At 43.8% G+C, this 16,493-nt stretch carries 15 protein-coding genes; 5 read left to right on the plus strand and 10 right to left on the minus strand.

From position 1 onward, the window contains the following. Positions 1 to 4: 4 nt before the first annotated feature. The 5 genes from DD616_RS00500 to DD616_RS00520 all read right to left on the minus strand — a co-directional run bounded on the left by DD616_RS00500 (position 5) and on the right by DD616_RS00520 (position 3,609). Positions 5 to 586: a chemotaxis protein CheC gene (locus DD616_RS00500; protein ID WP_013867877.1), complete on the minus strand. Its 582-nt coding sequence runs from the start codon at positions 584 to 586 to the stop codon at positions 5 to 7. Further along, on the minus strand, positions 583 to 948 hold the full coding sequence (locus DD616_RS00505; RefSeq protein WP_013867878.1) for a response regulator: 366 nt from the start codon (positions 946 to 948) through the stop codon (positions 583 to 585). Before DD616_RS00505 ends, DD616_RS00500 begins: the two co-directional genes overlap by 4 nt. Before the next feature lie 36 nt (positions 949 to 984). After that, the gene (locus DD616_RS00510; RefSeq protein ID WP_017047215.1) at positions 985 to 2,160 is read right to left on the minus strand and encodes an HDOD domain-containing protein; all 1,176 of its coding nucleotides are present in this window, start codon (positions 2,158 to 2,160) and stop codon (positions 985 to 987) included. 4 nt (positions 2,161 to 2,164) lie between these two features. Then, positions 2,165 to 2,470, minus strand: a complete 306-nt coding sequence (locus DD616_RS00515) for an Hpt domain-containing protein (protein ID WP_017048759.1) — start codon at positions 2,468 to 2,470, stop codon at positions 2,165 to 2,167. Between the two features lie 164 nt (positions 2,471 to 2,634). After that, complete coding sequence (locus DD616_RS00520; protein ID WP_208871534.1) at positions 2,635 to 3,609, minus strand: diguanylate cyclase domain-containing protein; 975 nt, start codon at positions 3,607 to 3,609, stop codon at positions 2,635 to 2,637. Between the two features lie 138 nt (positions 3,610 to 3,747). Here DD616_RS00520 and DD616_RS00525 point away from each other — a divergent pair, with 138 nt between their 5' ends. Continuing rightward, entirely contained in the window at positions 3,748 to 4,185 is a 438-nt protein-coding gene (locus tag DD616_RS00525; protein ID WP_017046416.1) for a DUF3069 domain-containing protein, read from the plus strand. 117 nt (positions 4,186 to 4,302) lie between these two features. Here DD616_RS00525 and modC read toward each other — a convergent pair whose 3' ends face one another. The 4 genes from modC to DD616_RS00545 are packed head-to-tail and all read right to left on the minus strand — an operon-like array spanning position 4,303 to position 8,338. Continuing rightward, positions 4,303 to 5,409: a molybdenum ABC transporter ATP-binding protein ModC gene (gene modC / locus DD616_RS00530; RefSeq protein WP_176429075.1), complete on the minus strand. Its 1,107-nt coding sequence runs from the start codon at positions 5,407 to 5,409 to the stop codon at positions 4,303 to 4,305. After that, positions 5,409 to 6,098: a molybdate ABC transporter permease subunit gene (gene modB / locus DD616_RS00535; protein WP_208871535.1), complete on the minus strand. Its 690-nt coding sequence runs from the start codon at positions 6,096 to 6,098 to the stop codon at positions 5,409 to 5,411. Before modB ends, modC begins: the two co-directional genes overlap by 1 nt. Further along, positions 6,088 to 6,861 carry a molybdate ABC transporter substrate-binding protein gene (gene modA, locus DD616_RS00540; protein WP_047689698.1) on the minus strand — a complete coding sequence of 258 codons (774 nt, stop codon included), beginning with the start codon at positions 6,859 to 6,861 and terminating at the stop codon, positions 6,088 to 6,090. Before modA ends, modB begins: the two co-directional genes overlap by 11 nt. A 1-nt stretch (position 6,862) precedes the next feature. Continuing rightward, on the minus strand, positions 6,863 to 8,338 hold the full coding sequence (locus DD616_RS00545; RefSeq protein ID WP_208871536.1) for a cobyric acid synthase: 1,476 nt from the start codon (positions 8,336 to 8,338) through the stop codon (positions 6,863 to 6,865). A gap of 157 nt (positions 8,339 to 8,495) precedes the next feature. Here DD616_RS00545 and DD616_RS00550 point away from each other — a divergent pair, with 157 nt between their 5' ends. The 4 genes from DD616_RS00550 (at position 8,496) to glgC (ending at position 13,011) form a co-directional block, all read left to right on the plus strand. Continuing rightward, entirely contained in the window at positions 8,496 to 8,873 is a 378-nt protein-coding gene (locus DD616_RS00550; RefSeq protein WP_208871537.1) for a YgiW/YdeI family stress tolerance OB fold protein, read from the plus strand. A 136-nt stretch (positions 8,874 to 9,009) separates the two neighbouring features. Next, a complete protein-coding gene (locus DD616_RS00555; RefSeq protein WP_017046411.1) occupies positions 9,010 to 9,534 on the plus strand; it encodes a hypothetical protein in 525 nt (174 codons plus the stop codon). 183 nt (positions 9,535 to 9,717) lie between these two features. Continuing rightward, positions 9,718 to 11,628 (plus strand): sensor domain-containing diguanylate cyclase, encoded by a 1,911-nt coding sequence (locus DD616_RS00560; protein ID WP_208871538.1) that lies wholly within the window; start codon positions 9,718 to 9,720, stop codon positions 11,626 to 11,628. 168 nt (positions 11,629 to 11,796) lie between these two features. Continuing rightward, positions 11,797 to 13,011, plus strand: a complete 1,215-nt coding sequence (gene glgC, locus DD616_RS00565) for a glucose-1-phosphate adenylyltransferase (protein ID WP_013867890.1) — start codon at positions 11,797 to 11,799, stop codon at positions 13,009 to 13,011. A 112-nt stretch (positions 13,012 to 13,123) separates the two neighbouring features. Here glgC and DD616_RS00570 read toward each other — a convergent pair whose 3' ends face one another. After that, the gene (locus DD616_RS00570; protein WP_208871539.1) at positions 13,124 to 16,279 is read right to left on the minus strand and encodes a chitinase C-terminal domain-containing protein; all 3,156 of its coding nucleotides are present in this window, start codon (positions 16,277 to 16,279) and stop codon (positions 13,124 to 13,126) included. Positions 16,280 to 16,493: the final 214 nt, after the last annotated feature.

A 16,493-nucleotide genomic window follows, 5' to 3' on the forward strand; every position in this document is an offset into this window, starting at 1 on the left:
ACTCCTACATCAACTCATCGAGGTGAATGAGTACCTTGTCCAATTCGTTGTCTGCAAAACAGATGATGGTTTTAGCAGAGAATGACGCTTTTTCGACTAAAAAAGAGATTTCCATAATTAAAGATAGCTTCCACTGAGAAATGGGAAGCGGCTGTGTTGACGGATAAAACAGCACTGGAGACTGAATTTTAGTTTTTATGTCTATTTGCTGACATAGACCCTTTAGACTTGCACCAGATAAAATATTCGAGATATCTAAAATGCTCTCCTCTAGGCTCACGACATCTTGAGCATCACCTGTTGATTGTTTTAGATCGCTCACTATCTGTTCACAGCCTTTTCTGCTCATTAAGGTCACTAACTCACCATCCATGCCACCAAAAAAAGACTGCCGAGTGTAGTAATAATCGGTTTCATAAGATTGCAGTTGCGCTAAATCTTCATCCGTTGCCACTCCAATACTGGGTACAGATATAGTGACGTGCAAATTAAGTAAGGTAGCCAGTTTATTTGCTGCTCTGCCCATTGAGATATTCATAAATTCTTGCAGGGCGTCTTTATGGTCTTCTGAAAGTGCCATTGTCATAATAGTCCTACCTCGTGCAATGTTTGTTTTAGCTGTGCTGGGTCAAGTGGTTTTTGCAAAAAGGTGACTGCACCGAGTTCTCTTACGCGCTGCTGAGCAAAAGGTTGAATATCGGCACTAATGACAATGACAATGCTTTTAGCATCAACGCTGTGCAGATATTCTAGGACTTGGAAGCCATCCATTTCTGGCATGGTCAAATCTAAAAACATCACTTCAGCGCACCCATTTTGGTAATTGACTAGGGCTTCTTTGCCATTTTGGGCTTCGCTGATTTCTACATCCCACTCTTCAGGAATCGCCCTCATTACCGCTTTTCTCGACATCTTTGAATCGTCTGCTATTGTAATTTTAATTGCCATGCTCGCTCCCTCTAATCAAAAAAAGTAATTATATAATTACTCAATAAATATGGGTTTTAGCTCAACTAATACGCTTGCAATGGAACTCGGTACACCGTCAATCAGTGTTTGGTAGCTCTCATTTTCCCTACATGCTTCTATGCGATTTGCAAGCCCCACAATACTTCCAAGTACAACAGATTTGTCATCTGAAAAAAAATCACTCTTACTTTGATTAAGAACGATCTCTCCAATCTCTGAACCGTATCCCCATATCATCAGCATGTATGCCGTTACTATGTAGTAATCAGCATATTCTTGTTGAAGCTCTAAGAAAGAATCAACATTATGGATATCAGCGCCTTCCTCCATCAAAATCAATTTTCCGATTGCGGTAAGCAAGCTTGAGACAAACACCCGATCTTTATCTTGTAGGGAGTACCCCAAGTTTTTAGCCAGTAAACGGGATATATAGCTCACCCTCAGCGCCTGTTCTGAAATATCTTGGTGGGCCTTTTTTGAAACTAAGCTGTTAGCGTGATGGCTCAATAACGATATGGCGATGCTCTCCACTAAAGTCGCACCTAAACGTCCAACAGCTTCCGATAATGAATCTGTGGTTCGACGAAAACCCAAGTAAGAAGAATTGGCAATTTGAAACACTCGTGCGACTAATACAGGCTCATGGCTAATGGTGTCTGCGATTGATTGAAGATCACAAGTAGGAGAGGCAATAGTTTGTTGTAAACGGTGTATCGAATTGGGTAATACCGGAAGATCTTTCAAACTTCCGAGTTTAGTTCGGCACTCATTGTTAAACGGCATTTGATAAAGACGTTCGGTACATTCAAATAAGCGTTCAAAATCCTCTTGTGTGAATGGCTTAGGCAGAACGAAGTGGGAATACGCATGCGCTTTTTGAGGCAAATTCTCCTGCGTATTCCCAGTTAAAAGAGCTCTCACTACTTGCGGGTAAGTCTGCTTTACCTCTTCTAACAGCTCATCGCCACATTTATGCGGCATGAGTAAATCTGAAATGATAATGGCTGGCGGTTGGCAATTATACTTATTCCATTCTGACAACCAATCTAGTGGCTCTGAAACGAGTATAATTTCCCATTCTGGACGAATACGCCTGATCAAACGAGCAATGGCTTTAAGCATAAAAACATCATCATCTATGCACATGACCTTCAAATGTACTTTTTCCATTTGATTCTCACTTAGCTTCATTGTTTTATTTATTCATATATTGGTTGATTTCGTCCAACAACAACTTACTTTGATCATTGATCGAACTGATTGAAAACTCGGTGTCTTGAGTAACATTGGTTAGATTATCAGTTGCGGCTTCAAGTTTCTGGAATTCAAATGCTAATACATCCGCTCCGACAAACCGAGATGACGATTTCATCGTGTGTGAAATGTGATGAATCACCTCAACTTGGTTGCCACAAAACGCATTACTAAGTTTATTCAAAGCTTCCAATAGGCTTGTTCGATAGCCGCACAGCATCTCATTCACATTCTCTTCACCCACCATGTCCGCCACCCTATCTGGTGAAAAATACTGCAATCCGTCCATAAAGTGCACCCATAAGCCAAAAAAGTTGATATATGCATCCTGACTTCTAATCCAAAGCGTTAGTACTAGTGTAGACCATATTGCTTATGTGCTAACAAAAAAGAGCGAGTGAAGTGTGTGTATTAGCTTAATGCTGCATTGGTAACATCGTAAGAAATAAAGCAATTTCTACCTTGATGCTTTGCTTGGTACAAGGCTTCGTCGGCCAGATTGTAAATATTAGCGATAGACTCAGTGCCATTCGGCGTTAACGAGATCACACCTTGAGATAAGGTGACATGATCAGCAATTTCGCTGTATTGATGAGGATAGTGTGCTTTGATCATTGATTGTTGGATTCGCTCAGCGGCAATCAGTGCCTGTTCATAATTAGCATTGCCCAGCAGCACTAAAAACTCTTCACCGCCATATCGCCCTACATACTCACCAGTGCGCACAAATAACTGACTCACTGTTTGCGCAATGGTAATCAAGCAGTTATCTCCTTCTATATGGCCGTAGTTATCGTTAAACCGTTTGAAATAGTCCACATCGATTAAAATGAGGCTCATTGGAAATTTGTGCCGCCCATGCCAACTGATCATCTCTTTAAGCTTGTCATCTATAAATCGACGATTAAAGACTTGCGTTAAGCCATCTTCATTTGCTTGCTGCTGCAAAACACGATTTAGCTCTTCAAGTTTAACCGTTGCGCGTTTAAGCTCTCGACGCATACTTGCAATACGCTGCATGGCTAATAATTTGGAGTTGAGTACCAGTTTATCGACTGGCTTGGTTAAGTAATCATCACCGCCAGCCTCTATCGCTTGCGCGATCATCGACGGTTCATCATGCCCACTTAAAAAGATAATAGGTACCCATTCATGGTATTGCTGACGTATTTTTTTCGACAATTCAAAACCATTCATGCCGGGCATCGAAATATCCATCAGAATCAGTTCTGGATCAAATTGGCAATAGCTATCCAATGCCGCTTGTCCACTGGCAACTGCCTCCACGTGATGACCGAGCTGCTTAAGACGAATGGTGAGTTGCATTCGATCCAGTTGTACGTCATCGACCAGTAAGATCCTCATAGAAGAGCCCGAACTTACCATCTGTAACCCCTTTAAATTTCAATCATATGCTTACGTATAACATAGATTTATTCACTTTCTTTGTTTAATTTTGCGCACAATATTGACTTTTCGCTATAAATTTTTAGCATGTAGCTTTTCCCCTAAAGAGATATCTTCATGTCTGAAGTAAAGCAAACCGAACAACCTGTAGTGGACTTAGACGCCATCTCGCCAGAATTGCGCCAAGTAATTGAATTTGATCAAGTGCCACAAGAGATGTACTACATGGTCGTGTCTATACATGAAGTCTCTGAAGAAGCGGTACGCGAGTCTTGGAACTCTCTACCAGCCAGTGCGCAAAATGTGTTGGATAATTTTGAACAGTTTCATGCGTTGATCTCTGTCAGCCAAGCTTTTGCTGGTGTCAATGTCATGGAGGAGTTCCCAACATTGAATTTACCGAAAGAGATGACAGACCAAGATAAAGAAGAGTACCGAGCAGAGCTTCTTGATCAAGTGCTGCATAACTGTGTGAAAGATATGGTTAAACAGATCAAAAAAGCACGCCGCGACCCGATTCTAAAACGCGATTTTAAAGACGTGTTTGCAAAATAAAACGCACATCATTGAGCATAAAGCCGTCAATTTTATATGACGGCTTTTTCTATTGAACCTGAACTCGGGATAAGAGAGGCTTAGGTTATTGAATCAATACATTAATAATGAAAAATATTAATGCGTTAAGACGATATCACGCTGCGACACGCTCACGCCTTTAATTTGCACATACAGAGAATCACCAACATCCAGTTGTAGCTCATCGGCCGCCCATTTGGTTACCGTAGCCCACAGGTAACACCCTTCGCCTAACTTAAGTTTTATCCCCACACTCTGTTTATCAGTACCTTGAGGCTGCTTTTCAATCTGACAAATCTGCGCAGGCAGAATATTACGAATTGACGTCCGGTTTGGCTTATCAAGCGCCACCGAAACATCATTTGCACGGATCTGTAATCGCAGTGCAGAGCCTACCTCGCCTTCCACATATTGCACCCAAAGTTTGACATCATCTGCAAGCGAGACCTGTGTGAGCGCATAATCTTTGTTGTGCTGGCAGATGTGGGCAGAAAACAGACTGCTTTGGTCGGCAAATGATTGCCAAGGTCGCATATAATTTGAAGACCACACTTGCTCTAGCTCACCGCTTATCAGCACAGCGCCCTGCTCTAACACAACTAAATGATTAGCCAGACGCAAAATTTCATTCATGCTGTGCGTCACATAGAGAATGGGAATATGTACGCTATGAGCCAGCTCTTCCAAAAAAGGCATCACTTCACGTTTGCGCGGCATATCGAGCGATGCCAACGGCTCATCCATCAATAAAATATCTGGCTTGGATAGTAAGGCTCGGCCAATCGCTACTCGCTGTTTCTCCCCACCCGATAAATCATGCGGATAACGTGTAAGTAATGGCGCTAAAGCCAATAATTTTACGATAGCGGCGAAGTGGTCGGCATCCTTTTTTTTGACACCGTAGTTTAAATTGCCATGAACGGTGTAATGTGGAAACAATCGAGCATCTTGAAAAACGTAACCAACGTTGCGCTTTTCAACAGGCAAGTTAATCTTTTTTTGTTGACTAAATAGGATGCGGCCATTGATCTCGATTTCACCAAGTTCAGGCTTCACCAATCCACTGATAATATTGATGAAGGAGGTTTTCCCCGCCCCTGAACGCCCGAAAACCGCACAAATACCACGGCTTGGTAAAACCAAATCCGCATTAAGCTTGATATCACCTAACTGTTTTTCAAATTGAATCTTTAACCCACTCATCATTGAGTCCCTAAGCGCCGCGTCATTCGGCGGCTAATCACTTCAGAAATGAATAACGAAGCCAAGGCAATCGCGATGGAGATAATACACAAACGCATCGCTTCCATTTCGGCTCCTGGCGTTTCTAAAAAGTTATACATCGCAAGAGGAAGCGTTTGTGTTTCACCGGGAATATTGGACACAAAGCTAATGGTGGCTCCAAACTCACCTAGGCTGCGAGCAAAAGAGAGCATCGCGCCAGTGATCAGCCCGGGTATCGTTAAGGGTAATGTAATGGTTAAAAAAACTTTGAGTGGTGAAGCGCCTAAGGTTCGAGCCGCTTGCTCTAACTTAGGATCGACGCTTTCAAGGCTTAAACGAATCGCACGAACCATCAAGGGCAGTGCAATGATGACACACGCCAACACGGCTCCACGCCAACTGAAGCTGAAACGCAAGCCAAACATATTATCAAGCCACTGTCCAATTACGCCTTGTTTACCCATGGTGATCAGCAGAAGATACCCCACAACCACTGGCGGTAATACGAGCGGCAAATGCACTAGACTATCCAGTATACTTTTACCCCAAAACTGCTTTCTGGCGAGTAGCCACGCAAAAAACATTCCCAGCGGGAAGAGCCAAAGCACGGTATAAATCGCGACTTTTAAGCTCAGTTGCAGTGCAACCCATTCGTACTCAGAAAGCAAAGGAATCCGTTCCTATCATCACGCTAAAACCGTAGTTCTGTAAGATACTTTTTGCTTGATCGCTGCGTAAAAAAAGCATGAATTGATTCACCGTATCACGCTCAGTTAGCTGCACTAAAGGATAATGGATGGCGCTGTGTAGGCTTGAATCAAATTCGTGTACCACTTTGACCTTATGGCTCATCAATGCATCCGTCTTATATACAATACCAAGTGCGGCTTCTTGACGTTCCACTAGCGCAAGCGCTAAACGTACGTTATTGGTTTGAGCCAGCATAGGGGCGAGCGACGACCACACTTTTAACTTTTCTAGTGCCTCTTTGGCATACATTCCCACAGGCACTGCCATTGTGTTACCTATCGCTAAACGTGAACCGTTCAAGGCGTCAAGCCATGCCGCAACATCATTTACCACCAGCGAATTGAGCTTCGACGATTGAGGGGCGATAAGCACCAGCTGATTTCCAGCCAACAATGTGACCTTATCGCTCGTCACAATGTTCTTGTTAAGCAAGTGAGTAACCCAGTTATCATTGGCTGAAATAAAAATATCCGCTGGTGCACCTTGCTCAATTTGACGAGCAAGCGCGGATGAACCCGCATAAACGGGCACAATATCTAACGGTTGTTTCGGCTGGTAAGCCGCAATCAATTCATTAACCGCATTCGTCATGGATGACGCTGCATAAACAGTGATTTTCTCTTGTGCATAAACCGCCGTACAGCACAGCATGGCGACGATAGAGAGCAGTATTTTTCTCATGTTAACGCTCCGTTAATTCTGGCCATAATAAGGCCAAGTTCAAATGCTCTTCAATCGCATCCGCAATGCGGTTAATGGCTTGTTCTTTTTGCGCCACATGATCGTAATAACTTATATCAGCGGCACCAGCCCAGCGACAGATAAGCTCAGTTGCAGGAAAACTATCAAAAATTCCGTGCATGTAAGTCCCCAACACTTGCTGGCAATCACTTAATAAACCGTCACGGTTGCCATTGTCTAACGTGATGATTGCTGAGGATGATGCATCATCGAGCGTTGTGCGTCCAACGTGGATCTCGTAGCCTGAGACCTTCGCTTTACCTTGCGGTAAAATAAGCTCGCCTTGAACATTCCTGAGCGTTTTTTCAGCGGTGAGTTCTGTACTGACGTTCAACAACCCCAGTCCTTCACTTTCGCCCGTTTCACCTTCAACACCGAGTGGATCGCGAATTACCCGACCTAACATTTGGTAACCACCACAAATGCCCATCACTTTGCCTCCGAAACGCAAGTGACGTTTGATATCCTGATCCCAACCTTGCGAGCGAAGATACGCAAGATCGTCCCTTACAGATTTACTGCCCGGAAGCAGAATCAGATCCGCATTTTCGATCCGTTCACCCTTTCCCACATAACGTAAGTCAACATCAGGATTTAAACGCAACGCATCAAAATCAGTATGGTTACTAATGCGAGTCAACACTGGCACCACAATATTCAATTTACTGTTGCTGCTGAGGGTTTGCGCTTGAGTGATCGCATCTTCAGCTTCTAAATCAAAGCCATGTAAATAAGGCAGCACACCAATGACGGGTTTACCCGTTTTTGCTTCTAACCAATCAAGGCCAGATTGCAGTAACGCAATATCACCTCGAAAGCGGTTAATCACAAACCCTTTTACACGCAGCTGTTCCGATTCAGAAAGCAGTGCTAACGTGCCATACAGATGAGCAAATACACCGCCTCTATCAATATCGGCAATGATAATCACAGGTACATCGGCCGCTTCAGCAAACCCCATGTTAGCAATGTCATTTTCGCGTAGGTTGATTTCAGCCGGGCTTCCCGCCCCTTCAATCATGACACTTTGATACTCGGCTTGTAACCGAGCGTAGGAATCAAGCACAGTATTCATCGCGACTTTCTTATAATCGTGATAACCCGTTGCTTCCATATTAGAGAGCGCTCTGCCTTGCAGGATAACCTGCGCACCCGTGTCTGAATTTGGCTTGAGTAATACAGGGTTCATGTGTACCGATGGCTCAACGCCACACGCTTGAGCCTGAACAGCTTGCGCTCTCCCGATTTCGCCACCATCGACCGTCACCGCACTATTAAGCGCCATGTTTTGCGGCTTAAAAGGGGCTACTTTTATTCCTCGACGTGCTAACACTCGGCATAAGCCTGCAACTAGCACACTTTTTCCAGCGTCGGAAGTGGTGCCCTGCACCATCAATGACCTTAATGTTGATTCCATATTAACTCTACGATAGGCGTTTGCTGGCAATCATACCGTCACAGCTACTACTCACTCAATAAAATGAATGGAATATTAATGTTCCGCTCAGAGTGTGTTCAACATCTTAGTGTTTAAATCGCTTCATCAAAACAACAAACCCATAGAGGAATTAAAAATGAAACGTACAACACTAGCCCTAGCAGCTTCGATGATTATTGCTCCTGTTTTCGCTTTTGCAGGTAACCATAACCAAAACCAAAACAGTAATACCATCAATTACAATGGTCCTATCGAACTTACGTCTGTGGAATCGTTGCTAAAAGACACCAATATGTTTACAGAAAAGCATGTTGTGGTTGAAGGAAAGTTGATTCGTCAAATCAGAAAAGACACATTCGTATTCAGTGATGGCAACGGTGAGATTCAAGTAGAACTGGATGATGATATCCACTTCACAGCACCACTCAATGCCGAGACTAAGGTTCGCCTTTATGGCGAATATGAAGGAGGACTGACACCTGAAATCGAAGTGGATCAGATCCAAGTTCTATAATCATTACTGTTTATTGCTCTCTTGATGGTAAAACACAAAAAATAAGATGGATTTTTTTGTGAAAATGGCCTGTAATTTGCAGGCCATTGCTGTATCTTATTCAGCTTAATTTTCATCTTTTCAGGACGAAGCGTACATGTATAAAAAAGCGTACTCACTAGGCCTAGTCGGTTTGTCATGCGTTCTTTCTTTCTCTGCGCAAGCTAACAATTTTAATTATAACTTCTTTGAAGTCAGAACCGCTATCAGCCCTGAATCCTCAGGTGCAGAATTTAGTACTTATTTAACCGATAACACACACCTGGTCGCTCGTTACGATTCGAGATTTGACGGAGATTGGGATGCCGCTGGCGGAATTGGCTTTAACGGTCCAATAAACCAATTTGCTGATGTCTACGGACAAATGCTTGTTCACCACATTAGACCTACCGATGAACAGGGTGGCAAAAGCGAAACCCAGTTGGAGTTTAATATTGGCAGCCGGATCTGGTTATCGAGCCAAATTGAAGCCAATATTAAACTGGGTAAGAACGATGAACACTCGGTCTTTTGCGCTGGATTACGTTTTCACTCTACCGAACAATTATCGTTAGGAGCTGAAACCAAAAACAACGGCGTTTACGGCCCACAGATCGTCATGAATGTTCGTTTTCAGTTCTAAAACGTAAAACGGCCTTCAGGCTTAAGCGCATGATGCTTCTTCGCTACTTATGCGCTTCTTTTGACTCTTTGTATCAACAGAATTACCCCACAAATTTGATGTACTCCACGATATCAGATATTTGGAAGCGACTTCTCATATATCAGCGATATACTATGCACTCAATAACTTATGTGTGCCGCTATGTTTCGCTCTTTCTATAAATACTTAGCTCAATGGCTATTTGTTAGTGTCGTGCTTGGGGTTGTGCCCTTTCTTTATTTCGTCAAAGAATTCGACAAAGCTCACGAACAAACTGTGCAAATGATCGAACAAAAAAGCCATTCTCAACTAGAATACAATAAGCACGAACTGCTTACTGCGTTTAATGACGTTTACAATTCCACTCAAATATTGTCAAACAACACCATGTTGTACAGCGCGTTACGTCTTCCCTCCACCGAAAATATCGAAGCGGTACAGGCGTTTTGGTTATTAGCAGCTCGTATTCAAATCCTTTATTCTCGGCTCAGGCTTTTTGATATAGCGGGTAACGAATTAATTCGCGTGAATCAGAGTAATGGATCAACAGAAGCAGTGCCAAGATCACAACTAAAAAACAAATTGCACCGAGACTATTTTCAGTATGCGCAAAACCTTTCCCCAAACCAAATTGGGATCTTCGGTGTTGATAGTGAAAGAGAAGAAGAAAATTATGGTACTGCTTCCCAGATAACCGCAGTATTTAGGATTATTGCACCAATAGATTTTGATGGAAAAAGGCAAGGCTATTTTGTAGCAAATCTTAATTTAACCCAGTTGTACAAAAAATTTAACCAGAGGTTAAATTCACTGAGTCGCCCAGACATCATCAGTTTCAAGGGGCAGTATATTCATCATGAAAATGAGATCTTATCTCAGCAAGAAAACCCGTCGAAATACCACATGCTGAATATTAACAGTGTCGCCCCTATACTATGGAAAAGTATGCAAGAGCAAGCTTCTGGCACGGTATGGGATAACAACTGCTGGTATAGTTTTACTCAAGTTCCTTTGCAATCCATATTCCCAGAAATGGAGCCAATTTACCTAATTCAGTCATTAAATGGTGATGCCCTCAATAAATTGCTTTCTGCCACAGAGCTAAAAATTAGCTTTCAAGCGGTTGGCATCGCGCTATTAGTAATGACGATTGCGGCCGGTTTTATTCGTTGGAACGCAAACCACGATAAAAACAGTATTGAGAGCAAACTGGCTAGGGCGGCGATGAATGGTATGTCCGCTATGGTGATTACCGATCGTAATAACCGCATTATCAAAGTAAACAATGAGTTTACCCGGATCAGCGGCTACACCTTAGCCGAGGTAAGAGGTAAACAACCTTCCGTTTTTTCCTCCGGTAAGCACAATCAAGCTTTTTACATGAATATGTGGAAAGTGCTGCAAGACGAAGGGTTATGGGAAGGTGAAGTCATTAATAAGCGTAAAGATGGCTCAATGCAAACCGAGATCTTACGTATTCAAACCATCCGTGATTCAGACGGAATTATTCAGTTTTATGTGGCCTCCTTTGTTGATATTAGTCATCGCAAAGAGCTAGAAAATCGCCTGCGTGAGCTCAGCGAGAAAGATGCGCTCACCAACATTTGGAACCGCAGGAAATTTGATCAAGAAATGCGTTCAGAATGCTTACGCGTAAAACGTTACCAAGCTCAAGTGCAGTCGTGCTTAGCGATTATTGATATCGACCATTTTAAACGCATTAATGATAAATTAGGCCATGCAGAAGGCGATAAAATCATTCGTTCTGTCGCAACACAATTAAGTGAGCACCTAAGAGAAACGGACTTTTTAGCTCGCATCGGAGGCGAAGAGTTTGCCATCATTATGCCTCATACACCACTGGCAGAAGCTGAGTTGGTCATGCACCGTTTACGAGTAGCCGTTCACTTAAATCATCGTTTAGAAGTGTCGATCAGCGGTGGCATCACTGACATTACAGAAAAACCCGAAGAAGTGTATAAACGGGCCGATATTGCATTGTATGAGTCAAAAGCTTCGGGGCGTAATCTTGTCTCGGTATTGACCAGTGTCGAGATGGAAGAATTTGCTTAACAATTAGCACCATTTAAGTGCATCGAGAAATAAAATGGGTTTATTTTCGTGCAATTATCGCAAACTTAGTTTGTAACGTATTGTTCGCTATCATTTTTACTTTTGGCTTAAAACTTGTACTACTCTCTAATATGGTAAATAGATTGCACATATTTAGGGAGAAATAAGATGCAAGAAACACTAACCGTTGTGTTAGCCGGTGGCGTCGGTTCGCGGCTATCTCCGCTAACCGATGACAGAGCAAAACCGGCTGTACCCTTTGGTGGAAAATATCGAATCATTGATTTTACACTCACCAACTGCCTACACTCAGGGCTGCGAAAGATTTTGGTCCTGACTCAATATAAATCTCATTCATTACAAAAACATTTACGTGATGGCTGGTCTATTTTCAATCCAGAACTCGGCGAATTCATTTCTGTGATCCCCCCGCAGATGAGAAAAGGCGGAAAATGGTACGAAGGAACGGCGGACGCTATCTATCACAATATGTGGCTACTTTCACGCAGTGATGCCAAACACGTCGTTGTTTTATCTGGTGATCATATCTACCGGATGGACTATGCCTCTATGCTCGAAGCTCATAAGCAAAAAAATGCTGCACTGACTATCGCCTGCATGGATGTCCCAAGAGAACAAGCTTCTGCCTTTGGCGTGATGAATGTGGATAATGACTTCAAGATCACCTCATTCATCGAAAAACCAAGTGACCCACCCTCCATGCCTAATAATCCGCATCGCAGCTTAGTTTCTATGGGGATCTACATTTTTGATATGGAAGTATTAAAAAGTGCTTTGATTAATGATGCTGAACTGGAAAACTCGAGTCACGATTTTGGCAATGACATCATTCCCAAATTGATTGAAAGCCATGCTGTTTATGCGTATGAGTTTTGCGGTGACCGGGGGCGAGTCGCTAAAGATTGTTACTGGCGAGATGTCGGAACACTTGATTCTTTTTATAACGCTAACATGGATTTACTCGAACCCGTTCCACCAATGAACTTATACCAAAAAAACTGGGCCATTCGAACATACGAAGCGCAATACCCACCTGCGCGCACGGTTTCTTCTGCAACAGGTAACGAAGGTATATTCATTAATTCGATCATTTCAAACGGTGTGATTAATTCTGGAGGTTCTGTACAACACTCCATTATTTCTTCAAACGTCAGAATTGATGATGGTGCAACAGTGGTCGATAGCATTTTATTTGATGATGTTGAAGTCGGCGCAGGGTGTCAGCTCATGAGATGTATTATTGATAAACATGTAAAAATCCCTCCACATACTCAAATTGGCTTAAACCCAGTTGAAGATGCCCAGCGTTTCCGTATTTCAGAAAATGGCATTGTTGTGGTACCCGAAAGTTATCAATTCTAAACCTAGATTTTTTTGCCCACTCAATTTATCCCTCATTAAAATGAAGCCTTAGCACACGCTAAGGCTTCTTACTTTACACTGAGTTCAAAACATACCGATTAATCACGCTCGGTTATGGGCACGTTGTTGCATCCCAAAACCAATTTGACTGAGTCGGTGACTCCCAAACGCCGGGGTTGTTTTTGGCAATAAAACATTTCCCGTTGTAAATCACAACATCGCCAGTTTTCACCTGTGTGGATCCGGGAACCCAAGTAATGACATTGCTAGGATTCGTGGTACCACCGGTATCGCCACCGCCAGTATCTCCACCGTCACTGCCACCAGAAGATAGGTCAGCAAGTGGAAGATCCGGTTGTTCAAACTTGAAGGCGTAATCGACACCATTAATGTTTACGCTGTAATTTGCAGGCCCAGAAATAGGGAGGTAGTAAACCATATCCAACTCATACACGCCGCCTGCGGGCAGAGCTTTCCAGTTCGGCAAACTAAACGCTACGCGGTGCATGACACCGTCTAAGCCACCGACGTTGTTGGCGCGAGTATGGCCAGAAGCAATCACCTTCAAACCACCACCAGATTGGTCTTTAGCATTATCAGGTGCAGATACGGGGATATCAAACTGGAACTCAGTACCACCTGGGATCTCTTGACCTGTGTTGTTAGTAAAGCTGATTTTCGGATTGATTGGGTAGTTTTGATCACCCACCTTAAATCCACCAACGGAGACCGCGATGTCTACAGTTTCACTGGCAATCGTTCCTGTTGCAAGCGTGTTACCATAAGGCGTTGCCGACTTAAACTTGTCATAAATTGCTTTCGTCATGGTATTACCCATGTGGTATTCGCCATTTCCGCTTGCACAAGCTTGCTCTGTTGAATCCACTTGAGTGCGTTGGCCATTAGCATCCAATACATAACAGTTATAATCGCCTGCTAACTCCCAAAACATGATGCCGCCGATCTCTTTATCGATGACATAATCGGCTTTGGTGTTGATAGACTCTTTATCTTCAGTTGATAAGAACACCCCTTTATCGGCATTCCACAGCCAAGGCGCGACGGCAACGCTGTCGTAGTGACGTTGGTAAAGACCGACAAGTTGATCGGCAGGCTCATTCACTGGATCAAGGTTATAAGCTTGGGCGTAAGAGCCCCAAATCCCCTTCTCTAGGTTTTTGGCATGCCACATTGGGTTTGAACCTGCGCCCATCTCGTTTCCTTTCGGATCGGTGTCGTGCCACATGTTGTCAATACCCACCGCGCCGTGGCCACAGTTGTTTTTCTCACCCTCACCAGTGCCCGGAGCACATTCAGCTTGGTTAGGTAATGCCGCTCGCCCCCATAAACCATTCTCTCCACCCGTGACACCTTGCCAGCCGCGCGTGTAGTAAGGAACGCCGATGTTGATGCGCCCTGCGGGCATAGAACCGCGGAAATAATGATAAGCCCAGTCAGTGTTGAGATAACCAATACCACCGTATTGAGCCGTACCATATACGTTCCACTGTGCTAACTCTGAATCTTTACCAGTGTCATACAAAGCCGCGTTGTGACCCACGTGATCATTCCATGCGCCGTGTAAGTCATAAGACATGATGTTCACATAATCAAGATACTGAGTGACATCAAACGTCTCCATACCACGCAATAGATAACCAGAAGACGGTGCTGCAATCGTCAGCATGTAATGGTGACCATCTTGTGCCGATGCTTGATCAAGCTTCTGACGTAGTACCTTCATTAACTCTTGGTACGACGCCCATAAATAAGCACGGCGAGGTTCCATAATCGCTTTATCATCTGGATTACCTGCGCCCGCCATTGAGGTTGGATATTCATAGTCGATATCGACACCATCGAATTGATATTTACGAATCATTTCAACAGCCGATGTTGCAAATTTTTCAATACCAACGTGGTTAATAGAGCCATCAGCGTTGGTTGTCATCGTATAAAAACCACCATCGGCGACACGGTTGCCTGCCGTATCAAAGTGCCCGCCAGTTTCAGCCCAGCCTCCGATAGAAATTAAGGTCTTAACATCAAATTTTTTCTTCGCTGTTGCCAACGCACCAAAATGACCTTTAAAGCCTAATGCAGGATCAATCTCAACCCCTGGCCACTCTTTGCCCACTGCCGCATTATTGGGATCGTTCACATCGCCCACATTCACTTTGCCATCGGAACCTATGCTGACGAAGGCATAGTTAATGTGCGTGAGCTGCTCCCACGGGATGTCTTTTACAAGGTAAGCCGATTGCGGATCATCACCCGCACGCCAACTGGTGAAATAACCGATCACACGACGTGGATGATCCGCCCCCATGATCTCACGACCTTCCGCATCATAAACGGTGCAATAAGGTACATTCACACCTTCGGTTTGATATAAACCATCAGGACGACAATTATTAGCTATTGGCGCGCCATTGACTGTTAAAGTCGCTAACGTGGAATCTGTCGTCGCACCAAGGTTATCAGTGGCGCGTGCAAACACCGCCAAGTTACCCGCTTTTGTCGCGGTGTATTCTAAGGTATACGGAGCACTAACAGCCGTTCCAACCAGCGTTCCCGCAACGAAGAAATCAACTTTATCGACGCTTCCATCAGTATCAGCAGCGTTTGCGGTTAAGGTGACTAAAGCCCCCACATCAACGGAAGCCGCAGAAAGCGTAATATCAACGGTTGGAGCCTTGTTGCCTGGTTGTTGTGCCTCTTTCACCGTTAAGGTCGTTGCACTTTTCACGCTGGCGTCACCTTTATCATCGATGGCTACAACACTGAATTCATGCTGACCAGCGGTTGCGACCCACGTGGCTTTATAAGGTGCCGTGGTGACTATACCCACAATTGCACCATCGACAGAAAACTCGACTCGAGCAACGCTGCCGTCACTATCGGTTGCGTTCGCACTTAATATTACGGTATCACCGACAGCAATCACATCTGCTGCGGAAGGTGAAGAGAGATTCGCGGTCGGTAGCTGGTTCTCACCACCGGAAGTGGCGCAAACATCCAACACTTTCCACTGGGCATAATCACCAGAAAAGTTGGCTGGATCGTTACCTTGAGTCCAATAGTTAGCTTGGTAGGCGGTACCACTGTGCTGAACCTTGTTACCGCCAGTATAAACTTTTGACGATTCCCAAGGGCTTAGTGTCGTGCAATCAACGGCTGCATAGCTGTTAAAAGCCATCAAGCAAGAGGCCGTTAAAGTGCTCAGTGTAAAAACACCCTTTGCCACTGTCCTGTTGTTTAAATGCATAGCTGCTCATTCCTTAAGTTATTGTTTCACTATAAAAAGCCTCGTATCAAGAAGAAACCAGACTTTAATTCTCACGTGAAACAACTGTAGGACAGAGCGATAAATAAGCACCTCAATTTGTTCAAATATCAAAAATCACTCGCAACAAGTTGCACTATTTCTGCAAAAGAGGCATCGTTATTTTGCATCAACAACTAATTATTGGTTAATTTTT

Source organism: Vibrio anguillarum, from assembly GCF_003390515.1.
In the GTDB taxonomy this organism is placed as follows: domain Bacteria; phylum Pseudomonadota; class Gammaproteobacteria; order Enterobacterales; family Vibrionaceae; genus Vibrio; species Vibrio anguillarum.